General features: G+C 73.2%; 20 protein-coding genes. 5 read left to right on the top strand and 15 right to left on the bottom strand.

Features of this window, described 5'->3' with window-relative positions; translation table 11 throughout:
* Window positions 1-18: 18 nt before the first annotated feature.
* The gene (locus ABZT47_RS21950) at window positions 19-1,032 is read right to left on the bottom strand and encodes a VOC family protein (RefSeq protein WP_354844919.1); all 1,014 of its coding nucleotides are present in this window, start codon (window positions 1,030-1,032) and stop codon (window positions 19-21) included.
* A gap of 217 nt (window positions 1,033-1,249) precedes the next feature.
* Between ABZT47_RS21950 and ABZT47_RS21945 the strand changes: the two genes are divergently transcribed.
* The gene (locus tag ABZT47_RS21945; protein ID WP_354844915.1) at window positions 1,250-2,164 is read left to right on the top strand and encodes an ABC transporter ATP-binding protein; all 915 of its coding nucleotides are present in this window, start codon (window positions 1,250-1,252) and stop codon (window positions 2,162-2,164) included.
* Window positions 2,165-2,336: 172 nt separating this feature from the next.
* The gene (locus tag ABZT47_RS21940) at window positions 2,337-3,050 is read left to right on the top strand and encodes an ABC transporter permease (RefSeq protein WP_354845275.1); all 714 of its coding nucleotides are present in this window, start codon (window positions 2,337-2,339) and stop codon (window positions 3,048-3,050) included.
* Window positions 3,051-3,059: 9 nt separating this feature from the next.
* On the opposite strand, the gene ABZT47_RS21935 is transcribed toward ABZT47_RS21940, so the two are convergent.
* Window positions 3,060-3,434 carry an STAS domain-containing protein gene (locus ABZT47_RS21935; protein WP_354844912.1) on the bottom strand — a complete coding sequence of 125 codons (375 nt, stop codon included), beginning with the start codon at window positions 3,432-3,434 and terminating at the stop codon, window positions 3,060-3,062.
* A 395-nt stretch (window positions 3,435-3,829) separates the two neighbouring features.
* Here ABZT47_RS21935 and ABZT47_RS21930 point away from each other — a divergent pair, with 395 nt between their 5' ends.
* Window positions 3,830-4,741 carry an EamA family transporter gene (locus ABZT47_RS21930; RefSeq protein ID WP_354844908.1) on the top strand — a complete coding sequence of 304 codons (912 nt, stop codon included), beginning with the start codon at window positions 3,830-3,832 and terminating at the stop codon, window positions 4,739-4,741.
* Window positions 4,742-4,842: 101 nt separating this feature from the next.
* Here the strand turns inward: ABZT47_RS21930 and ABZT47_RS21925 are convergent, their stop codons facing one another.
* Window positions 4,843-5,337 (bottom strand): carbonic anhydrase, encoded by a 495-nt coding sequence (locus ABZT47_RS21925; RefSeq protein ID WP_354844905.1) that lies wholly within the window; start codon window positions 5,335-5,337, stop codon window positions 4,843-4,845.
* Between the two features lie 162 nt (window positions 5,338-5,499).
* Here ABZT47_RS21925 and ABZT47_RS21920 point away from each other — a divergent pair, with 162 nt between their 5' ends.
* Window positions 5,500-5,931: a hypothetical protein gene (locus ABZT47_RS21920; protein ID WP_354844903.1), complete on the top strand. Its 432-nt coding sequence runs from the start codon at window positions 5,500-5,502 to the stop codon at window positions 5,929-5,931.
* Complete coding sequence (locus tag ABZT47_RS21915; protein WP_354844900.1) at window positions 5,928-6,551, top strand: TetR/AcrR family transcriptional regulator C-terminal domain-containing protein; 624 nt, start codon at window positions 5,928-5,930, stop codon at window positions 6,549-6,551. The genes ABZT47_RS21920 and ABZT47_RS21915 overlap by 4 nt, the downstream gene beginning before the upstream one ends.
* 58 nt (window positions 6,552-6,609) lie before the next feature.
* Here ABZT47_RS21915 and ABZT47_RS21910 read toward each other — a convergent pair whose 3' ends face one another.
* The 12 genes from ABZT47_RS21910 to ABZT47_RS21855 all read right to left on the bottom strand — a co-directional run bounded on the left by ABZT47_RS21910 (window position 6,610) and on the right by ABZT47_RS21855 (window position 20,250).
* Complete coding sequence (locus ABZT47_RS21910; protein ID WP_354844898.1) at window positions 6,610-7,284, bottom strand: GntR family transcriptional regulator; 675 nt, start codon at window positions 7,282-7,284, stop codon at window positions 6,610-6,612.
* 211 nt (window positions 7,285-7,495) lie between these two features.
* The gene (locus ABZT47_RS21905) at window positions 7,496-8,500 is read right to left on the bottom strand and encodes an ornithine cyclodeaminase family protein (RefSeq protein ID WP_354844896.1); all 1,005 of its coding nucleotides are present in this window, start codon (window positions 8,498-8,500) and stop codon (window positions 7,496-7,498) included.
* Entirely contained in the window at window positions 8,497-9,588 is a 1,092-nt protein-coding gene (locus tag ABZT47_RS21900) for a proline racemase family protein (RefSeq protein ID WP_354844893.1), read from the bottom strand. Before ABZT47_RS21900 ends, ABZT47_RS21905 begins: the two co-directional genes overlap by 4 nt.
* Window positions 9,589-9,590: 2 nt before the next feature.
* Window positions 9,591-10,304 carry an ABC transporter ATP-binding protein gene (locus tag ABZT47_RS21895; RefSeq protein ID WP_354844891.1) on the bottom strand — a complete coding sequence of 238 codons (714 nt, stop codon included), beginning with the start codon at window positions 10,302-10,304 and terminating at the stop codon, window positions 9,591-9,593.
* The gene (locus ABZT47_RS21890; protein ID WP_354844888.1) at window positions 10,291-11,109 is read right to left on the bottom strand and encodes an ABC transporter ATP-binding protein; all 819 of its coding nucleotides are present in this window, start codon (window positions 11,107-11,109) and stop codon (window positions 10,291-10,293) included. The genes ABZT47_RS21895 and ABZT47_RS21890 overlap by 14 nt, the downstream gene beginning before the upstream one ends.
* Window positions 11,106-12,071: a branched-chain amino acid ABC transporter permease gene (locus ABZT47_RS21885; RefSeq protein WP_354844886.1), complete on the bottom strand. Its 966-nt coding sequence runs from the start codon at window positions 12,069-12,071 to the stop codon at window positions 11,106-11,108. The genes ABZT47_RS21890 and ABZT47_RS21885 overlap by 4 nt, the downstream gene beginning before the upstream one ends.
* Complete coding sequence (locus ABZT47_RS21880; RefSeq protein ID WP_354844883.1) at window positions 12,068-12,961, bottom strand: branched-chain amino acid ABC transporter permease; 894 nt, start codon at window positions 12,959-12,961, stop codon at window positions 12,068-12,070. Before ABZT47_RS21880 ends, ABZT47_RS21885 begins: the two co-directional genes overlap by 4 nt.
* 70 nt (window positions 12,962-13,031) lie before the next feature.
* A complete protein-coding gene (locus ABZT47_RS21875) occupies window positions 13,032-14,198 on the bottom strand; it encodes a branched-chain amino acid ABC transporter substrate-binding protein (RefSeq protein WP_354844880.1) in 1,167 nt (388 codons plus the stop codon).
* Window positions 14,199-14,531: 333 nt separating this feature from the next.
* On the bottom strand, window positions 14,532-16,553 hold the full coding sequence (locus ABZT47_RS21870; RefSeq protein WP_354844877.1) for an alpha-galactosidase: 2,022 nt from the start codon (window positions 16,551-16,553) through the stop codon (window positions 14,532-14,534).
* On the bottom strand, window positions 16,550-17,500 hold the full coding sequence (locus tag ABZT47_RS21865; protein ID WP_354844874.1) for a sugar kinase: 951 nt from the start codon (window positions 17,498-17,500) through the stop codon (window positions 16,550-16,552). Before ABZT47_RS21865 ends, ABZT47_RS21870 begins: the two co-directional genes overlap by 4 nt.
* Complete coding sequence (locus tag ABZT47_RS21860; protein WP_354844872.1) at window positions 17,493-18,131, bottom strand: bifunctional 4-hydroxy-2-oxoglutarate aldolase/2-dehydro-3-deoxy-phosphogluconate aldolase; 639 nt, start codon at window positions 18,129-18,131, stop codon at window positions 17,493-17,495. Before ABZT47_RS21860 ends, ABZT47_RS21865 begins: the two co-directional genes overlap by 8 nt.
* An 82-nt stretch (window positions 18,132-18,213) precedes the next feature.
* Window positions 18,214-20,250, bottom strand: a complete 2,037-nt coding sequence (locus tag ABZT47_RS21855; RefSeq protein WP_354844869.1) for a beta-galactosidase — start codon at window positions 20,248-20,250, stop codon at window positions 18,214-18,216.
* Window positions 20,251-20,295 lie beyond the last annotated feature (45 nt).

Below are 20,295 nucleotides of genomic sequence, written 5' to 3'. Positions count from 1 at the left end.
CCCCGCTACCAGGCGATTCTACCCTCGAGGCGTGACCTGCCCCTTCGGAGGAGGTCCGCTCTCCCCGGACGCGGAGAGCGTCGGCCGGGCCCCGCCGGGAGGGCTCGGAGCCATGACGGCGAAGACGGCGCCGCACGGATCGGCGAGCACGGCGTGCCGTCCGGCGGGCAGGTCCCGCGGCGGGCTCACGACCGCGCCGCCGCACCGTTCGGCGAGGACGGCGGTGGCCTCGCAGCCGGCCACGGCGAAGACCGCCAGCCAGTGCGGCGCGTCCGGCGAGGACGGCGCCCCGCGGTCCGGCACGGGCGGCGTATCTGCCTCGGGCACGGACCGCGTACCTGCCTCGGGCACGGACGGCGTACCTGCCTCGGGCACGGACGGCGCACCTCCCGGAGACGGCGCCACCCGCTCCCCCAGGGACGGCGTCCCGCGGCCGGGCGGGGAGGGCACTGCGTTCATGGTCCGCAGGCCGGCCACGGGCCTGCCGTCAAGCAGCCACTCGGCGCGGTCGCCGCCTCCGGGGCCTGTCAGGGTCCGGGCGCTCCAGCCGAAGACCTCGCCGTAGAAGGCCCTCGCCCCCTCCGGGTCGCGGCAGGCCAGCTCGCTCCAGCAGAGCGCGACCGGCTCGTCCACGAGCTGCGCGCCTTGGTGCCGCACCGGCTCCCAGACCAGGAACGAGGCGCCTTCGGGGTCCTGGAAGACCGCCATGGTGCCCTCGTCGAAGACCTGGACCGGCCCGACGGCGACCCGTCCCCCCGCCTCCTTGACCCGCTCGGTGGCCGACTCGGCGTCCCCGGTGGCGAAGTAGGTGTTCCAGGCCGAGGGACGGTCAGGGGAGAACGTCGGGCCGATGCCCGCCACCAGCCTGCCCCCCTGGGAGAAACGGCCGTACACCCCCGCTTCCCCGCAGGTGTCGAACGCGGCCCGCCAGCCGAACAGCGCCTCGTAGAAGGCGACCGACGCGGTGAGGTCGGTGCTGGCGAGGTCCACCCAGCAGGGCACGCCGGGCTTGTAACCGGTACGCGTGGGCATGCCGGACCTCCTTGACAGCGGATGTTCACGCCCGAGCCGCCCCCCGCGTCCGCGCGGGCGCGGCAGGGGACGAGCGTCAGCCTCACACGGCGACACGGCCGACATGTCCCGCGACCGCCCGCCTTGATGGGAAGTGCTGCGAAGCTTTACCGTCACGCGGCACCGGACGCCCCGGTCGCCGCCGGGACCGCGGCGCGCGGTCCCTAGACTCGTCCTCATGAACGCCCCAGCCGTCGCGCTCACCGACCTGGTCAAGCGATACGGCCGCACGCTCGCGATCAACGGTCTGAGCCTCGTCGCCGAACGCGGCGCGGTCACCGCGATCCTCGGCCCCAACGGCGCGGGCAAGACCTCCACCGTGGAGATCTGCGAGGGGTTCCGGCGCGCCGACGGCGGCACCGTGCGCGTGCTCGGCCTGGATCCCGCGCGCGACGGGGCCGCGCTCAAACCCCGGGTCGGGGTGATGCCGCAGTCCGGCGGCGTGCCCCCGGCCGCCCGCGCCGGGGAGTGGCTGCGGCTGGTGGCCCGCTTCCACGCCGCGCCTCTCGACCCCGGCGCCCTGCTCGACCGGCTCGGCCTGACCGAGCACGCCCGCACTCCCTACCGCCGCCTGTCCGGCGGCCAGCAGCAGCGCCTGTCGCTGGCGGCCGCGATCATCGGCCGGCCCGAGCTGGTCTTCCTCGACGAGCCGACCGCCGGGCTCGACCCGCAGGCGCGGCACGCCTGCTGGGACGTCATCGCCGAGTTGCGCGCCCGCGGGGTCTCCACGGTGCTGACCACCCACCACATGGACGAGGCCGAGAAGCTCGCCGACAAGGTCGTCATCATCGACCGCGGCCGGGTCGTGGCCGAGGGCAGCCCCCGGTCGCTCACCGGGGCCGAGCGCCAGCTGCGCTTCCGGGCGCGCCCCGGGCTCGATCTGGACGAGCTGCTGAACGCGCTGCCCACGGGGAGCACGGCCAAGGAGTCCCCGAGCGGCCACTACGTCATCGAGGGCCACGTGGGTCCCGAACTGCTGGGCACGGTGACCGCCTGGTGCGCCTCCGAGGGCGTCACCACCGACGACCTGAGCGTCGAGCGCCGCACCCTGGAGGACGTCTTCCTCGAACTCACCGGACGGGAACTGCGATGACCCCTCCGCGCTCGCGCGCCCTCGCCCGGGCCGCCTCCGCTCGCGTCCCGGCCCCCGCGGGCATCGCGGTGCCGGGCGCCCACTCTCTGACCCCGATGCTCCTGAGGAGATCCCGGTGACCGCGCCCGTGCTCGACTTCACGCCGGCTCCGGGAGCGGCGCCGCTGCGCCGCATGGTGCTCGCGCAGGCCGGCGCGGAGATCCGGGCCGTGCTGCGCAACGGCGAGCAGCTCCTGCTCACGCTGATCATCCCGATCCTGGTGCTGGTGGGCTTCTCCGCGATTCCGTTGCTGGAGGTGCCCGGCAGGCGGGTCGACTTCGTCACCCCCGGCGTGCTCGCGCTCGCGATCATGTCCACGGCCTTCACCGGGCAGGCGATCGGCACCGGCTTCGAACGGCGGTACGGGGTGCTCAAGCGCCTGGGCGCCACTCCCCTGTCCCGGCCCGGCCTGCTGCTGGCCAAGACCCTCGCGGTGATCACCGTGGAGGCGCTGCAGGTCGTGGTCGTGGCGGCCGTCGCCCTGGCCATGGGCTGGCATCCCCGGGGCAACCCGCTGTGGGCCGCTCTGCTGCTCCTGCTCGGCACGGCCGCATTCAGCGGGCTGGCCCTGCTGATGGCGGGCACTTTGCGCGCCGAGGCCACACTGGCGGCCGCCAACCTCGTCTACCTGGTGCTGCTCGGCCTCGGCGGCGTGGTGGTGCCGGTGTCGGCCTTCCCGCACCCGCTGCGCGCCGTCGTCGAGCTGCTGCCGATCACGGCGCTGACCGAGGGGGTGCGCGCGGTGCTGTCCGGGGCGAGCGGCTTCCCGGCGCACGACGTGCTCGTCTTGCTGGCGTGGGCCGTGGTCTCCCTGGCCCTGGCGTCCCGCTTCTTCCGCTGGGAGTGAGGTGCCGGACTACGCCGACCGGGTTCTGAGAGGCGCCCGGTGCGGTGCCCGGCAGGTGGCGGGAGGCGGGGTGTGCTGAATGGTGAAGGCATCGGCGAGCCGGGTGACCTCCAGAACGCGCCGCAGGACGCCGTGAATGCCTGTGAGCGCCATGGTGCCCTGGACCTGCGCCAGGGCGCGCTGGGCCCGCAGCAACGCCCACAGTCCCGAGGAGTCGCAGAAGGTCAGTTCGGAGGTGTCCACGGTGAGGTGCCGATGACCGTCGTACAGTGCCGCCTCGACGGCGTCGTCCAGGTGGATGGCCGAGGTCCTGTCGAGGTCACCGATCAGGGCGAGGGTGGTGCGATCTTGGCCGTGCGCCATCTGGATCGACAGGGCTGTCACGATCGGATCCGATCCCACGGTGCGAAAGAAATCGCCTATGCGCTCGAACCGGGCGCGAGCAAGTCACCGCTGCCCTCAGCCTACGCGCATCGCCGCACTTGTCATAGGAGACAGGGCGCCCGCGCGTGGGCCGCGTCGGCCGGCGCGCGTCGCCGGCGGAACACCGCGGTGGCGGCACGTCGGTCATCGGCGACGCCGGTCCGGTGACGACACCGGCGTCGACGGCCCGTGCGGCCCGGTGGCCGATCTGAAGAGCGGCCCGCGCGGCCCCCGGTGGCCGATCTGAAGAGTCCGGCGGCCTATGCTCTAACGCGCCGGAGTGCCGCCGGTGAGCGGCCGGCCACCCCGCCTCCCCGACCGCACGCCCCGTGTGAGGAATCCGAGGACCGACGCCCATGACCGTGCACTCCCTGTCCTCCTCCGCCGGCCCCTTCCCCCAGGGCCGGGCGCGGCCGGGCGCCATGGCGCGCGCCGCGATCGGCGCCGTGCCCCCGTCCGGACTGGTGATCCTGGCGATCCTGTCGGTGCAGATCGGCGCCGGCCTGGCGAAGAACCTGTTCGCCGCGCTGCCGCCCAGCGCGGTGGTGTTCCTGCGCATCGCGGCGGGCGCGGCCATTCTCACCGTGGTCGCCCGGCCCCGCCTGCGCGGGCTGAGCCGGCGCGACCTGGCCGCGGGGGCGGCCTTCGGCGTGACGCTGGGCGTGATGAACCTCTCGTTCTACGAGGCCCTGGCCCGGTTGCCGATGGGCATCTGCGTGACCATCGAGTTCCTCGGACCGCTCGGAGTCGCGGTCGCCGCCTCGCACCGGCGCAAGGACCTGCTGTGGGTGGCGCTGGCCGCCACCGGCATCCTGCTGCTCGCGCCGTGGGGCCAGACGAGCGGGCTGAACTGGGCCGGCATCGCGTTCGCCGCCGTGGCGGGCGGGTGCTGGGCCGCTTACATCCTGCTCTCGGCCGCCGTGGGCGGCCGGTTCCCGGGGACCTCGGGGCTGTCGTTCGCCATGCTGGTCGCGGTGGTCGTGATCGCGCCGATCGGGGTGACCAGCGGCGGCACGGCGCTGCTCACCCCCGAGCTCCTGCTGCTCGGAGCGGGCGTCGGCCTGCTGTCGTCGGTCATCCCCTACAGCGTGGAGCTGGAGGCGCTGCGGCGGATGCCCAAGCGGGTCTTCGGCATCCTGATGAGCCTGGAACCCGCCATGGCCGCCCTGGTCGGGCTCGTGGTGCTAGGCGAGGTCCTCCACCTGCGCGAATGGGCGGCCATCATCTGCGTCGTCATCGCCTCCGCAGGGGCGACCCGCAGCACGTGACCGCCCGCACCACCTGACCGCCCGCACCACCTGACCGCCCGCACCACCTGACCGCCGCCCGCCCGCGTCCCCCGACGCCGGCGGCCTCGCCCGGCCGCCCGTCAGGCCTTCACCTCGCGGAGCCGGCCGGTCTCCACCTCGTAGACGAAGCCGCGGACCGAGTCCTTGACGGGGATGAACGGGTCGGCGTGGATGCGGGCGATGGACTGGCGGACGTCCTCGTCCAGGTCGGCGAACGCCTCGGCGGCCCAGTCGGGCTTGAGGCCGGTCTCGCCGGCGATGGCGTCCTTGAAGGCGTCGTCGGTGAAGGTCAGCATGCCGCAGTCGGTGTGGTGGATGAGGATGATCTCGCGGGTGCCGAGCAGGCGCTGGCTGATGGCGAGGCTGCGGCGCTCGTCGGCGGTGACCACCCCGCCGGCGTTGCGGATGACGTGCGCGTCGCCCTCGGTGAGCCCGAGCAGCCCGTACACATTGAGGCGGGCGTCCATGCAGGCCAGGACGGCGACCTGCCGGGCGGGCGGCAGCGGCAGGTGCCCCTTGCCGAAGTCCGCCGCGTAGCGCTCGGCGTTGGCGAGCAGTTCGTCGGTGACGCTCATGGAGCCTCCACGGTCGTTCGGGAGCGGCCGGTCCCAGCTTTCCCTGTATTACCTACTCAGTCAACAGCCTTTAACGTTCGGTCACCAGACCCGGCCGGACTCTTGCGCCCTAGTTTGTGTACGACGTAAGCTTACCTCGTACACAAACTACATGGAGGCGCCATGACCACGCTCGCGATCATCGTCCCGCTCGTCTGGCTGGCCTGGCTGGCCGTGACCGAGTGGGTGCCCATGTTCCCGCTCAACGACCTGGCCCCCGGCAACGTCGGCCGGCGGCTGGCCGCGGCGGCGATCAACTACCCCTTCCCCCTGCTGATCGCCGCGGGGGTCGCCCTGCACCAGACCTGGTCGCTCGTCACGGCCAGCCTGCTGTGCTGCCTGGTCGTGGGCGGCCACCTGTGGAACTGGTGGGTGCCCTACTTCCGCCCCGCCTCCGCCGCCCAGCGGGAGACCTACCTGCGCGACTACGGCCGCACGCTGAAGATCCTGCCCACCGACGGCCACGACGTCGTGATCGACGTCCAGCACATGGTGGTGGGCGCGCTTTCCCTGCAGATGCTCGCGACCACCCTCGCCGCTACCCTGACCGCATGAACCCACCAGCGGGGAGCCGGCCCCGCGCGGCCGGGCGCGGCGGGCGGCCCGCCGTGCTCAGCCGCGAGCGCATCGTGGCCGCGGCCGTGGAGATCCTCGACGCCGAAGGGCTGGAGGCGCTGACCATGCGCCGCCTGGGCGCCCGTCTCGATGTGGCGGCCATGTCCCTGTACCGGCACCTGCCCAACCGCGACGCCCTGCTCACCGCGCTGGTCGGCCACCTGTTCGCCGAGGCGGCCGCCGAGCCCGTCCCGGCCGTCCCGTGGACCGAGGCCCTGCGTCTGTTCGCCCTCGCCTACCGGCGGACGCTGCTCGCCCACCCCGACGCCGTGCCCCTGCTGGCCACCCATCCCGTCGACGTCGACACCGGTCTCACCCTGCTGGCCGGCCTGCTGGAGCGCTTCGCCGCCTCGGGCGTCGCCCGGCAGGACGCCCTGACCGCCGTGCAGTCGGTGGGCGTCTACGTCCTCGGCCACGCCCTCGCCCAGGTCGGCCGCCCACCGGGGACGCGGCCGGCCGCCCCGGTCGCCGACCCCGCCGTGGCGGCGTTCTACGACGAGTGGTTCGAGGCCGGCCTGCTCGCCATGGTCACCGGCTTCGAGCGGCGCCTCACCGCGTAGACGGGCGGACGGGCGGGACGGGCCGCGGTTCCGGCGTACCGGCCTTGGGGCCCCTTCGTCACTCCGGGCGGTCGGCCCAGATGCCCCGCACGTGCTGGATGTGGTGGTCCATGAGGGTGCGGGTGGCCTCGGCGTCGCCGCGGGCGAGGGCGTCCAGGATGTCCAGGTGCTCGCGGGCGGAGTCGGCCAGCGTGCCCCGCTCGGACATGGTCTTCAGGCCGTACAACCGGGCGCGGTAGCGCAGGTCGCGGGCGATCTCCACCAGGTGGGCGTTGCCGGCCAGGGCCAGCAGGTCCATGTGGAAGCGCAGGTCGGCGTTGACGTAGGCCAGCAGGTCGCCACGCTCCGCCGCCGAGACGATCTCCTCGGCCACCGGCCGCAGCCGCTCGGCGTCCCCGGCGGCGGGGGCGCCCGCCAGCCGGGCGACCGTGGGGACCTCCAGCAGCCTGCGGATCTCGGTGAGCTCGTCCAGGTCGCGCTCGGACAGCTCGGTGACCCGGAACCCCTTGTTGCGCACCGCCTCGACCAGGCCCTCCTTGGCCAGGTCGAGCATCGCCTCGCGCACCGGGGTGGCCGACACGCCGAACTGCGCGGCCAGCACCGGGGCGGAGTACACCACGCCGGGGCGCATCTCGGCGGCCACCAGCGCGTCGCGCAGCGCCTGGGCGACCTGCTCGCGCAGGCTCTGGCGCCCGCCCATGACCGGCAGGTCCAGCCTCCCCTCCTCGCTCACGCCCGACCACCCCGCCCGGAGCGCCCCGTCCGGACACTCCCTCCGGAGCCGCTCACGCGGACAGTCCCCCAAGAGCCGCTCACGCGGACACTTCCCATGGAGCCGCTCACCCGGTCACGCCGCCCGGAGCCGCTCACGCGGTCATGCGGCGCGGGCGCGCACGCCCGGCCACCTCGCTCGGCCCTCGCCATGCCGGCACCCCTCCCCAGGCTCATCGGCCCGCCCACGCCTCGTGGACGGCGGCCGCCACGACCAGATCCTCCCAGGCCATGCCCACGCTCTTGAACACGCGAGGGCCGGGGCCCGGCTCGACGCCGCCCCGCACGAGCTCGGCGAGGTCGCCCGCGATGTGGCCGGCTCCGATCAGGCCCGTCTTGACGGGGATGACCAGGTCGCCGGCCTCCGCGAGCGCGGCGGCCCGGGACTCGACGACCACGGTCGCCCGCGCGACCAGCTCACCGTCGATCTCGCGGGCGTCCGGCTCGTGCGACCCGACCGCGACGACGGTGGCGCCGTCGGCGACGAGCGCGCCCGGGAACAACGGCTCTCTGGCGCTCGTGCAGCAGGCGATCAGGTCGGCGGACGCCACGGCCTCCTCCACCTCCGCCGTCCCCGCCGCTCCTGCCCCACCGGCCGGGACGGCGTCGCCGGTCGGGACGGCGTCGCCGGCGATGCGCAGAGCCGTCGCGGCGAGGCCGAGGCCGGCGCACCGCTCGGCGAACGCGCGGGCGCGGGCGGGGTCGCGGGCCACGACGGTGACCCGCTCGACGGGGCGGACGGAACGCAGCGCCTCGACGTGGCCCCGCGCCTGGGGCCCGGCGCCGAAGACGGTCAGCGAACGCGCGTCCGGCCGGGCCAGGAACTCCGCGGCCAGCGCCGAGACCGCCGGGGTGCGCAGCGCGGTGAGCGCGGCCCCGTCCATCGCGGCCAGCGGGGCCAGGGTGTCCCCGTCGAGCAGCAGGTAGGCGCCCTGGATGCGCGGCAGCCCGCGCGCCGGGTTGCCGGGCGCCACCCCGGCGATCTTGACCCCCGCGTGCCGGCCGTGCCAGGCGGGCATCAGCAGGAGCTGCCCGGCGGGCACCCCGGCCACGGCGCGGGGGGGGCCGCCGTCAGGGTCGAGCCCGGCGCGCAGCGCGTCGTGCAGGACGCGCACGGCGCGGTCCATCGGCATCAGCGCCCGCACGGTGTCCCCGTCGAGATACGGCAGCTCGCTCATCGCAGCGTGAACCCCGCCCCGAGGGCGTCGCGCGGGTCGATGGTGAACCGGTGGACGCCGGTCCGGTAGGCCATGCCGGTGATCTCGGGGATGACGGCGTCCCCGCGCTCCTCGGCCACCCGCCCGGTGAACACGCTCCCGACGATGCTCTCGTGGACGAGCTCCCCGGTGAACCCGTCGGCGTGCAGCAGGGCGAGCCGGGCGGCGGTACCGGACCCGCAGGGCGAGCGGTCCACCTCGCCGTCGGCGAAGACGGTGACGTTGCGCTGGCGGCCCGGCGCGAGCTCGTCGTAGAAGATCACCCCGTAGATGCCCGACAGCCGGTCGTCGGCGGGATGCCGCGCGGCGGGGTGGTCGGCGAGGAACGCCTTGATCGAGCGGCCGAGGACGATCAGCTCGGTGAGGTGGCGCGGCTCCACCGCCAGCCCGAACGCGCCGGCGGGTACCGAGACGTACAGGGCTCCGCCGTAGGCGATGTCGACCTCGGCCTGCGCCGCGACGCCGGCGGCGGTGACGGCGATCACCGGCACCTTCCGGGCGGCGACGTGGGAGGCCACGTTGCGGAAGGTCACCGACTCGATCAGCCCGCCGGAGCGGCGGACGCGCGCGGTGACCCGTCCTGAGGGCACGTCGACGACCACGTCGGTGTCGCCGTCGGGGCCGGCCTCGACCAGCCCGGACTCCACGGCGTGGACGCCCAGGGCGATCGTGCCGTGGCCGCAGGCCGTGGAGTAGCCGTCCTTGTGCCAGAACAGCGCGCCCAGGTGTGCGCCGGGGTCGTCGGGCGGGACCAGGAAGCAGCCGTACATGTCGGCGTGGCCGCGTGGCTCGTGGCACAGCAGCCGCCGCACCCGGTCGATCTCGCCGAACCCGGGCGCCGAGGCGTTGTCCCTGCGATCCAGGACCGTGGCGCCGGGGATGTCCGGGACTCCGGCCGTGACGACGCGGAACGGCTCACCGCCGGTGTGGTAGTCGACCGTGCTGATCTCCGCGAGGGCGGACGCCGCGCCTGTGGTGCGGGTCTCTCCTTGGCCGGGCATCGGGCCGGCGCCTCCGGTGGCCGCGCCGGGCGGTCTGCGGGCTTCCACGGTCAGGCACCTCCCAGGTAGGCCTCGACGACGCGGGAGTCGCCGGCCAGCTCCGCCGCCGACCCGGCCAGCACGCACCGGCCGTTCTCGATCACGTAGCCGCGGTGGGCGATCTTGAGCGCGGCCTTGGCGTTCTGCTCGACCAGCAGCACCGAGACCCCTTCGGCGTTGACCTCGCGCACCAGTTCCATGACCGAGGCGACGACGAGCGGGGCCAGGCCCATCGACGGCTCGTCCAGCAGCAGCATGCGCGGCCCGGTGACCATCGCGCGCCCGATGGCCAGCATCTGCTGCTCGCCGCCGGACAGCGTGCCGCCCTGCTGGGCGCGGCGCTCGGCCAGGCGCGGCAGCAGCGCGTACACCCGCTCGATGCGCCGGCGGACCTCCGCCTGGTCGCGCACCAGGTAGCCGCCGACCTGGAGGTTCTCGTGCACGGTGAGGGTGCTGAAGACCCTGCGCCCCTCGGGCACGTGCACCAGGCCGGCGCCGACGATGGCCTCGGGCCTGGCGCGGGTCACGTCCTGGCCCCGGAAGGTGATCGTGCCGGCGGTCGGGCGCACCAGGCCGGAGGCCGCCGACAGGGTGGTGGTCTTGCCGGCCCCGTTGTTGCCGAGCAGGGCGACGACCTCGCCCTCCCCGACGGTGAGCGACATCCCGCGCAGGGCGTGGACGCCGCCGTAGTGGACGTCCAGCCCCTCGATCTCAAGCGCCGCCATCGCGGCCTCCCCTCGCCGTCCCGCCGCCCGCCTCGTCGGCGTCGGCGTCGTCGCTGCCGAGGTAGGCCTCGATGACGGCCGGGTCGCGGCGCACGTCCTCGGGACGGCCGTCGGCGATCTCGCGGCCGAAGTTCAGCACGACCACCCGCTCGGACACCTCCATGACCAGGCCCATGTCGTGCTCGATCAGCACGATGGCGATGCCGAGGCCGCGGATCCTGCGGATCAGGTCCAGCATCTCGGCCTTCTCGCCGTGGTTCAGCCCGGCCGCCGGCTCGTCCAGCAGCAGCAGGCCGGGCCTGCGCGCCAGGGCGCGGGCGATCTCGACCCTGCGCTGCTCGCCGTAGGGCAGGTGGCGGGCCTCGCCGAACCGGTCGCCGCGCAGGCCCACGAAGTCGAGCCAGTGGTGGGCCTGCTCGGTCGCCTCCCGCTCGCCGCGGCGGTAGCGCGGGGTGTGCAGCAGCGCGTCCAGGAAGTTCTGCCGCAGCCACAGGTGGGCCCCGGCGCGGACGTTGTCCAGCACCGACATCTCGCCGAACAGCCGCAGGTTCTGGAAGGTCCGCGCCACCCCGAGCCCGGCGATGCGGGAGGGCCGCAGGCCGGTGATCTCCCGGCCGGACAGCACGACGCGCCCGGCCGTGGGCTTGTAGAACCCGGTCACGCAGTTGAAGGCGGAGGTCTTCCCCGCGCCATTGGGGCCGATCACCGAGACGATCTCGGCCTCGCCGACCGTGAACGACAGCCCGTCGATGGCCAGCAGTCCGCCGAAGGACAGCCGCAGATCCTCCACCGCCAGCAGGGTCATGAGCTCGCCTCCCTGGACCGGTGCGGCCACAGCCCCTGCGGGCGGAGCAGCATGACGACGATGAGCAGCACCCCGAAGGCGAAGAACCGGTAGTCGGCGAAGTCGCGCAGCACCTCGGGCAGCAGGCTGATGACGATGGCGCCGATCACGACGCCGGGCGTCGAGCCCATGCCGCCCAGCACCACGGCCATGAGCACCAGGGCCGACTGCAGGAAGGTGAAGCTGCCCGGCGAGATGGCCGACAGCTGCGCGGCGAACAGCACGCCGGCCAGCCCGCCCCAGATGGCGCCCGCGATGTAGGCGGCCAGCTTGACCCGGTAGGTGTGCACGCCCATGGCCTCGGCGGCGTCCTCGTCCTCGCGGACGAACCGCCACGCCCGCCCGAGGCGGGAGCGGCCGAGCCGGGAGGCGCCGATGACCGCGAGCGCCACGATCACCACCGTGAGGTAGTAGAAGACGACCGGGCCGCCGCCGAGGCCGGGGATGCCGTAGATCCCCGAGGGGCCGCCGGTGACCTCCAGGTTGTTGGCGGTGATGCGGATGATCTCGCCGAAGCCGAGCGTGACGATGGCCAGGTAGTCGCTGCGCAGCCGCAGGGTGGGGGCGCCGATCACGACGCCGGCGACCACGGTCACCGCGATGACGGCGGGTACGGTGACCAGCAGGGGCAGGTCGAACCGCGTGCTCAGCACGCCGCTGGTGTAGGCGCCGACGGCGAAGAAGGCGACGTATCCGAGATCGAGCAGGCCGCAGAAGCCGACGACGATGTTCAGGCCGGAGGCCAGCATGACGAAGATGGCGGCGCTGGTCATCACCGACAGCGCGTACGGGGTGGCGATCACGAACGGGGCCAGGGCGGCGACGGCCAGGCCGGCCAGGCCCGCCCACTTGCTGTCCAGCAGCCGCGACGCGACCCGGCCGACGGGCGTCCCCCGCCCGCGCGCCTTGGCGCCGGTCGTCATACCCGCTCCGTCACGCGCTCGCCGAGCAGGCCGGTAGGCCGCACGGACAGGAACAGGATGAGCACCCCGAAGGCGAACACGTCGCGCCACTCACCGCCGAGCCAGTAGGTGCCGAAGGACTCCAGCAGGCCGAGCAGCAGGCCGCCGAGCATGGTGCCGGGGATGTTGCCGATGCCGCCGATCACCGCCGAGGTGAACGCCTTGAGCCCGATGAGGAACCCCATCAGGAAGTCGATCTTGCCGTAGTAGGCCCCGGCCATCACCCCGGCCGCGCCGGCCAGCGCGGAGCCGAGGAAGAAGGTGCGGGAGATGACGGCGTTGACGTTGATGCCCATCAGCGCGCTCGTGCGCGGGTCCAGGGCGATGGCGCGCATGGCGCGTCCCTCGCGGGTGCGAGTGACCAGCAGGTTCAGCCCGGCCATCAGGGCGACGGCGACGATGATGAGCGCGATCTGCTGCAGGGTGACGCGGGCGCCCAGCACCTGGACCGCCGTGCCGCCGAGCCGCAGCGGGTAGACCTGCGGGTCGGCGCCCGCGGCGGCCCGCATGCCGTACTCCAGGGCGAAGGAGGCGCCGACGGCGGTGATGAGCAGCGAGAGCCTGGGCGCGTTCCGCAGGGGGCGGTAGGCGACGCGTTCGAGGACCACGCCGGACAGGCCCGTCACGGCCATCGTGACGACGAGCACGCCGAGCAGCACGGGGAGCGCCATGCCGGGCGAGACGCCGCCGACCGCGCCGAGGACGGCGAAGCCGGTGAAGGCGCCCAGCATGTAGATGTCGCCGTGGGCGAAGTTGAGCAGCTTCATGATCCCGTAGACCATGCTGTAGCCCAGCGCCACCAGCGCGTAGAACGAGCCGACGAACAGGCCGTTCCAGATCAGCTGTGACATGTGAGGATTCCTCCGGGGCCGGCGACGGCCGGTGCGGCGCCGGCCGTCCCTGGGTGTCGCTCGCGCACGGTCACTTGAGCGCGTCCTGCAGGGCGAACTTGCCGGACTTCACGACCAGGATCTGGAAGCCGCCGGTGGACAGGGTGTGGTCGGGGGTGAACTTCAGCGGGCCGGAGAACATCGCGAACCCGTTGACGGCCTCCAGCGCGGAGATGACCTTGGCGCCGTCGGTGGACCCGGCGTTCTTGACGGCCTCGGCGGCCAGGCGCACGGCGTCGTAGGCCTGGTTGGAGTACGGGCCGGGGGGCGAGCCGAACTTCTTGGTGTAGTCGGCGATCCAGGTCTCGGCGCCCTGGAGGGTCTCGGGAGTCTGGGTCATCGTGGCGTAGACGCCCTCGGCCGCCTCGGCCCCGGCGATCTCGGCGATCTTCTCCGACACCGAGCCGTCGCCGACCATGATGGCGCCCTTGTACCCGGCCTGCCGGAGCTGGCGGATGATCAGGCCGCCCTCCTGGAAGTAGCCGGTCCAGTACACGAAGTCGGGGTTCTTGGCCATGATGTTGTGGATGTTGGCGCTGTAGTCGCTCTCCTTGGGCGTGACCGCCTCGAGGATCGCCGTCTCCGGGCCGCCCTGCTCGTCCAGGAGCTTCTGGGTGCGGACGGCGATGTCCTTGGAGTAGCTGGTGTTGTCGTGCACCAGCGCGACGTTCTTGGCGCCCTGCTTGGTGATCCACGCCATGGCGGCCGTCGCCTGCTGGGTGCCGGTGCCGTTGATCAGGAAGACGTGCTTGAGGTGCTGGTCGACCAGCTCCTGCGAGTTGGCCGCGGGGATGATCATCGGAATGTTCGCCTTGCCGAAGACCGGCAGCGTGGGCAGCGTGGCCCCCGAGCAGTAACCGCCGACCGAGACCTTGACGCCCTCGGTGACGAGCTTGTTGGCGCCGGCCACGGCGGTCTGGGCGTCGCAGGCGTCGTCGGCGACCTTGAGCTCCAGCTTGCGGCCGAGGACGCCGCCCTTGCCGTTGATCTCGTCCACGGCGAGCTGGGCGGCGTTCTTCATGTACGGGCCGATGGCCGCCTCGCTGCCCGACTGCGGGACGAGCATGCCGAGGGCGATGGGGCCCTTGTCCCCGCCCTCCTCCGATCCGCCGCCGAGCAGGCCCTGGCCGCATCCGGCCGTCAGCATGCCCACGGCCGCCGCCAGCGACCAGACCAGCGCTATGCGCGATTTGCCCATCGTGTATCTCCTCGCGGGTGCTGCACGGCTCAGATGGTGTGTGACATTGCACACGTGCCGACAGCGCTCGTCAAGGCCCCGAGACCAGACCGTTGCAAGCCTGGCGAACGCCGATATGCCCGGTGAGACCGGACATCTCCGCCCGGCCGGAGCCCCGCCGCCCGGGGGACACCGTTGGCGAAGATCTCTGCGAGCACCGGTCCAGTGACGCGGCGGTGATCACGACCATGCCGTCGCGCACCGGGACACCCAGGACGCGGATCTTGCGGGGGACGCCTGTCCCGATCTGCTTGGCGGTGAATCGTCCGAGGCCGTGCGCGATCGCGTTACGGACTATACGGAGCTGAGGTGCAGCACGAGCGCCTGCACCGGCCACAGGGTCGGCAGCTGCAGCCCCACCTCGGTCAGCACCCGGCCCGGTACGACGACCGGCGGCTTGCTCATCCACGCCGGGGTGACCCAGCCCCATTCGGCCGGGCCGATCTCGTCCCGCAGGCGCAGCGTGTATCGACGCTCGGGGTCCAGGCCGACTAGACGCAGCCGCTCGGTCAGGGCCTCCTCGATCGAGGCGACGGTGACGATGGTGAACACAGCCTCCTCGCGGTTCGCTGCGATCACCCCACGCACGCGCAGCGCCGCGTCGAGCACGTCCGGGTGCACCACGGTGCCGGTGTGCAGCAGGTGGCGCAACTCCTTATAGAGGCCGGCGAACGCGGTGACGGCGTCGAGGTCCTCCTCGGTGCAGCGCGTGATGTCCCACTCGAAGCCGGCCGAGCCCTGAAGCGCGGTGGCCATACGGTAGGACAACGCCGTGCGGCGACCGGACGAATGTGACGGTGAGGGACCGACATGGGCGCCGACGAGTTCGGGTGGCAGGACGAGCTCCGTCCAGCGCTGAATGTCCTGCCGCTCGACCGGGTCGTTGGAGTCCGACGCCCACACCCGGTCGGCGAACTCCAGGATGCCGAGGTCGGTGCGGGCCCCGCCGGAGGAGCACGACTCGACTTCCAGGCCTGGATGGTCGGTCTTGAGGCGCTCGATCAGCCGATACACCGCGAGGGTCTGCGCGTGCGTGCCCGGCAGGTGTTCGTGCACCGGTTCGACGAGATCCCGATTGTGGTCCCATTTGATGAAGTCGATGCCCAACGTCCGGACGAGCGTGGACATTCGGACGCGCACATGTTCCCAGGCTTCGGGGAGGGCGAGGTTGAGAACGTACTGGGAACGGAAGGACACGTCGGCGGGCGACGGGACCGATCGGGGATCGGCCAGCAGCCAGTGCGGGGCGGTGCGGGCCAGGTCGGAGTCCAGGTTGACCATCTCCGGTTCGAACCACAACCCGAACTGCATACCGAGCGAGTGGACAAGGTTCGCGAGCGGTTCGAGGCCATCGGGCCACACGTCCGGGTCGGCCACCCAGTCGCCGAGCCCCGCGGTGTCGTCCCGGCGGCCGCGGAACCACCCGTCGTCGAGGACGAACCGTTCCACGCCCACGGTGGCGGCGTGCCGGGCGAGCTGCTCCAGGCGCAGCGGTTCGTGTTGGAAGTAGACCGCCTCCCACGTGTCGAGCACGAGTGGCCGGACCGTGCGGGGATGGTGGGGCCGGGCGCGCATCCAGGTGTGGAAGCGGTCGGCGATCCCGTCGAGCCCGGCCGGCGACCACGCGAAGTACGCCGTCGGGCTGCGGTAGGACTGCCCGGGCTCCAGGCGCACCTCGCACGGGCGCAGCAGCTCACCGGCGCCGAGCAGGGTGACATGTTCGGTGACCCGGTCGAGACGATGGCGGACGTCGGCGCTCCACCCGAGGTGGACCGCCCAGACCTCGCCGTGCCGGTTGAGTGGTCGCCCGTCCGACGCGAGCGTCACCCAGGGGCCGTCGTGCCCGCCGCGGCCGCGGCGGGACTCGCGTGTGGTCGTTCCCCGCGGCATCGGCATGGTCAGCGGCGACTTCTCCCGTGTCCAGCGGCCCGCGAAGGTGGTGACGTGGCCGGCGGTCTTCGGCACCGGCAGGGTGGCCTCCAGCCAGGCCAGATCGACGGGGGTGGCGCCCTGGTTGGTCAGCTCGTGGTGCAGCAGCACCAGCCCGCCCGCGCCGATCTCCAGGCAGGATCGCAGGTGGAGGCCGGTCTCAGCGTCGCTCGCCACGGTGTACATCGACCGCGGGCCCTGTTGCTGCACCCGCGAGGTCCACCGTGGGAACAGCAACCGGCCGTCACGGCTGGCGAGCAGGCCCGGGCGGCCGGACCAGCCGTCACCCTCGAGAGGCACGAGCGGCAGGCGCCAGGCGGCGTCCAGCGTCCCGGGCGGCGTCTGCCGGCTGGTGGCGGTTGCGGGACCGGTTCGCACCAGCGTCACCGCACCACATCCGCGCCGGTGAGCAGGCCGAGCTCCGCGCGCGTCGGCAGACCCTCCCAGTCACCCGTGGTGGACACCGCGAACGCCCCGCAGATGGCGCCGCGGGCCAACCTGCCCGCCGGGGGCAGCTCGTCCAGCAGGCCCGACAGGTAGCCCGCGACGAATCCGTCGCCCGCCCCGACGACGTCCACGGCCGTCACCGCCACGGCCGGCACCCGCGTGACGTCGCCGCCGGCCAGCACGAGGGCGCCCGCCGCCCCGAGCTTCAGCACGACCTCCTCAGGGCCGAGCTCGGCCAGGCCGCGGGCCAGCTGGATCGCGTCCACCGGCCCCGGCCGATCGAGCACGAGGGCGGCCTCCTCGGCCCCGGCGAACACGGTCGCAGACCTCTCAACCAGTCGACGCAGCACCGGCCGGGCCTCGACCGCGGACCACAGGCGACTCCGGTAGTTGACGTCGAAGGTGATCCGGGTGCGGGCCTGGCCGGCCGCCGCCATTATGGCCTCGACCGCGGCGCGTGGTCGTTCCCCGAGCGCCGGGGTGATTCCGGTCAGGTGCAGCACGCGCGCCGCCGGCAGCGCGTCGGCAGGAACGTCGTGCGGCCCCACCGCCGCCCCGGCACCGCCCGTGCGGTAATAGGCCACCGCCGCCCGGTCCGCGGTACGCCGATGACGGACCAGCAGACCGGTGGGCCGGTCCGCGTCGCGACCGACCGCGTCGACACCAACGCCTTCGGCGCGCAGCGCGGCCAGGATCATGTCACCGAAGGCGTCCGAACCCAGACGCCCGATCCACCGCGCCGAGTGGCCGAGCCGCCGGACCCCGATCGCGACCGTCGACTCCGCCCCGGCGAACGACAGCTGCGCCGCGGCGCCGGGCCGCGGCGGGCCGACGTCCGTGGCGCGCACGACCGCCATGGCCTCGCCCAGCGTGACCAGATCAGGCATCGGCCGGCTCCGGGCGCAGCGTCCGGACCAGAGTCTCGGCTCGGCCGGCGAGCGCGGCGAGGTCACCACCGTCGGCCGCGTCGCCGACAAGCGGCCCGCCCATACCGACCGCCCGGGCCCCCGCCCGCAGATAGCCGACGCCCTCGGCGACGGAAATGCCCCCGGTCGGCACGAGCGGGATGTCCGGCAGCGGCGCACGCACCGCCCGCAGATAGCCGACGCCGCCGACCGTCCCGATCGGAAACACCTTCACCAGCGCCGCGCCGGCCCGGGCGGCGGCGAGGATCTCCGTGGGGCTCAGTGCGCCGCACACGACCGGAACACCGGCGTCGACGCCGGCCGCGATCACATCGGGCACCACAGCCGGCGTGACCAGGTACCGGGCGCCGGCATCCACGGCCGCTCGGGCCTGCGCGGCATGCAGCACGGTGCCGGCCCCGACGACGAGCCCCGGCGTCGTGGCGGCACCCTCGATGGCGCGCAGCCCGCCCGGCGTCGTCAGGGTCACCTCGACCGCCGTGACCCCGGCCCCGGCCAGGACATCGAGCACCGCCGGGACGTAGCGGACCGACCGCGCGCGGACGATCGCGATCACCGGACACCGGGCCAGCGCACCGGCCAGCGCGCTCACGACACCACCGTGCGCGGTACCGACACGAACGCGACCGACCGCACAGGCAGCGCCGTAGCGGGCGCCGAGGGCCAAGTGATCATCACTTACCGGCCGAGTCCAGGACCGCGGCGCGACGCAGGACCGCTACGCCGCGCGGTGCCAGAGTGGCGGTCCCGGCGCCGAGCCGTTCGCCGCCGACGGCGGAGATGTCGAGGGGCTGTCCAGTACGGTTGATCAGGATCCAGTACGGTCCGCGTACGGCCAGTTCGACGCGACCGCGCAGGCCCGGCGGGAGTTCGCTGTGGATGCCGGCTCGTTCCGCCAGGTCGGCCAGGACGACGGTGAGCCCGGCGGGCCGCAGGCGGGTGGAGACGTAGGCGGCGGATCCGGACCCGACGGCCCGGCGGGTGATGGCCGGGCGGCCGGTCTGGCCGCCATTGCCGTACCGGGCCAGGACCTCGGTCGCGGAATCGGTGATGTCGATGCGGTCGGTCCACAGGGTGCCCACCGTGCCGTTGTCGAGCTCGACGATCTGCTCGTCGGGCAGGGGGGCGAACTCTTCGATCCGGATGCCGAGCAGATCGCGCAGGGCTCCCGGGTAGCCGTCGAGCCAGACATGGTCGTGCTCGTCGACGATGCCGGAGAAGTAGGTGGTGACCAGGTGGCCGCCGCCGGCGACATAGCCGCGTAGCCGGTCGGCGAGCGCGCCAGGCACGACATGCAGGATCGGGGCGACGACCAGGCCGTAGCGATCCAGCGGCGCGTCGACCGGGACCACGTCGGCGCGGATACCGAGTTCGAGAAAGGCGGTGTACCAGTCGAGGGCCTCCTGCCGGTAGCGGAGCCGGTCGCTGGGGTGCGCGTCGTGTTCGGCCGTCCACCAGGACTCCCAGTCGAAGACGATGGCCGCGCCGGCCGGCCGGCGCGTCGTGCCGGCCACCTCGGCGAGATCGCGCAGCGTGGCGCCGAGATCGGTGACGGCGCGGAAGACGGTGCTGTCGACGCCGGCGTGGGGCAGCATCGCCGAGTGGTACTTCTCGGCGCCCGCCGCGGACTGGCGCCACTGGAAGAAGCAGACCGCGTCGGCGCCGTGCGCGACGTGCGTGAGCGAGTCGCGGGCCATCTCGCCAGGCGCTTTGGCGACGTTGATCGGCTGCCAGTTGAGCGCGCTGGTGGAGTGCTCCATGAGGTACCACGGCCGCCCGCCGGCCAGATTCCCGGTGAGGTTGGCGGAGAACGACAGTTCGTCGTGCGCCTGCGGGCCCGGCGTCGTGTAGTGGTCGTTGGCGACGAAGTCGACCTCGGCGGCCCAGTCGGCGTAGTTGATGGCCTTGGACCAGCCCATGACCATGAAGTTGGTGGTGACGGGAATGTCCGGGGTCACTTCGTGCAGCACTGCTCGTTCGGCGCGCAGGTGGTCCTTGAGCGCGTCGGAGGAGAACCGCTTGAAGTCCAGTTGCTGCGTCGGGTTGGGGTGCGTGGCCGCCAGCCGTGGTGGCAGGATCTGCGCCCAGTCGCTGTACCGCTGTGACCAGAACGTGGTCGCCCAGTCCCGGTTGAGAGCCTCCAGGGTGCCGTATCGGCTGCGCAGCCAGTTCCGGAACGCGGTCGCGGCGTCGTCGGAGTAGTCGTAGGCGTTGTCGCCGCCCAGTTCGTTGCTGACATGCCAGGCGGTCAGCGCCGGGTGGTCGCGGTACCGCTCGGCGAGTGCGCGGGTTAGACGGAGCGCATGCGATCGGAAGATCGGCGAAGTCGGCCGCCAGTGCTGCCGGGCACCGGGCCAGATGGTGCGGCCGTCCCGGTCGACCGGCAGGATCTCCGGGTGCATCGTGGTCAGCCAGGGCGGCGGGGAGGCCGTCGCCGTGGCCAGGTCGACGGCGATGCCGTGTGCGTGCAGCAGGTCCATGACCTCGTCGAGCCACGCGAAGTCCCACACGTCCGCCTGCGGCTGGATCCGGGCCCAGGAGAAGATCGCCAAGGAGACGATGTTCACGCCGGCCGCCTGCATGGCCCGGACGTCCGCGTCCCAGATGTGGCGTGGCCACTGCTCGGGGTTGTAGTCGGCGCCGAACGCGAGACGGCTCCGGGACGGATCCGATGGCCAGCGCAGCCATCGGTGAGTGTGGTGCGGCTGCATGCCGGCACTTCCTTCGCGGTGCTGGTGATGGTGAGGTGAGCCCGG

The organism is Sphaerisporangium sp. NPDC005289, from assembly GCF_040607455.1.
GTDB classification, from domain to species: Bacteria; Actinomycetota; Actinomycetes; order Streptosporangiales; family Streptosporangiaceae; genus Sphaerisporangium; species Sphaerisporangium rhizosphaerae.
The sequence above is the reverse complement of the archived record's forward strand: the minus strand, read 5'-3'. Positions and strand labels throughout refer to the sequence as shown.

What these genes read in the sequence shown, in the direction of transcription:
- ABZT47_RS21950 (WP_354844919.1), bottom strand. Translation starts at nt 1,032, where the DNA reads ATGCCCACGCGTACCGGTTACAAGCCCGGCGTGCCCTGCTGGGTGGAC.
- ABZT47_RS21875 (WP_354844880.1), bottom strand. Translation starts at nt 14,198, where the DNA reads ATGGGCAAATCGCGCATAGCGCTGGTCTGGTCGCTGGCGGCGGCCGTG.
- ABZT47_RS21890 (WP_354844888.1), bottom strand. Translation starts at nt 11,109, where the DNA reads ATGACCCTGCTGGCGGTGGAGGATCTGCGGCTGTCCTTCGGCGGACTG.
- ABZT47_RS21895 (WP_354844891.1), bottom strand. Translation starts at nt 10,304, where the DNA reads ATGGCGGCGCTTGAGATCGAGGGGCTGGACGTCCACTACGGCGGCGTC.
- ABZT47_RS21905 (WP_354844896.1), bottom strand. Translation starts at nt 8,500, where the DNA reads ATGAGCGAGCTGCCGTATCTCGACGGGGACACCGTGCGGGCGCTGATG.
- ABZT47_RS21865 (WP_354844874.1), bottom strand. Translation starts at nt 17,500, where the DNA reads ATGCCTGATCTGGTCACGCTGGGCGAGGCCATGGCGGTCGTGCGCGCC.
- ABZT47_RS21940 (WP_354845275.1), top strand. Translation starts at nt 2,337, where the DNA reads ATGGTGCTCGCGCAGGCCGGCGCGGAGATCCGGGCCGTGCTGCGCAAC.
- ABZT47_RS21885 (WP_354844886.1), bottom strand. Translation starts at nt 12,071, where the DNA reads ATGACGACCGGCGCCAAGGCGCGCGGGCGGGGGACGCCCGTCGGCCGG.
- ABZT47_RS21915 (WP_354844900.1), top strand. Translation starts at nt 5,928, where the DNA reads ATGAACCCACCAGCGGGGAGCCGGCCCCGCGCGGCCGGGCGCGGCGGG.
- ABZT47_RS21930 (WP_354844908.1), top strand. Translation starts at nt 3,830, where the DNA reads ATGACCGTGCACTCCCTGTCCTCCTCCGCCGGCCCCTTCCCCCAGGGC.
- ABZT47_RS21880 (WP_354844883.1), bottom strand. Translation starts at nt 12,961, where the DNA reads ATGTCACAGCTGATCTGGAACGGCCTGTTCGTCGGCTCGTTCTACGCG.
- ABZT47_RS21855 (WP_354844869.1), bottom strand. Translation starts at nt 20,250, where the DNA reads ATGCAGCCGCACCACACTCACCGATGGCTGCGCTGGCCATCGGATCCG.
- ABZT47_RS21945 (WP_354844915.1), top strand. Translation starts at nt 1,250, where the DNA reads ATGAACGCCCCAGCCGTCGCGCTCACCGACCTGGTCAAGCGATACGGC.
- ABZT47_RS21920 (WP_354844903.1), top strand. Translation starts at nt 5,500, where the DNA reads ATGACCACGCTCGCGATCATCGTCCCGCTCGTCTGGCTGGCCTGGCTG.
- ABZT47_RS21925 (WP_354844905.1), bottom strand. Translation starts at nt 5,337, where the DNA reads ATGAGCGTCACCGACGAACTGCTCGCCAACGCCGAGCGCTACGCGGCG.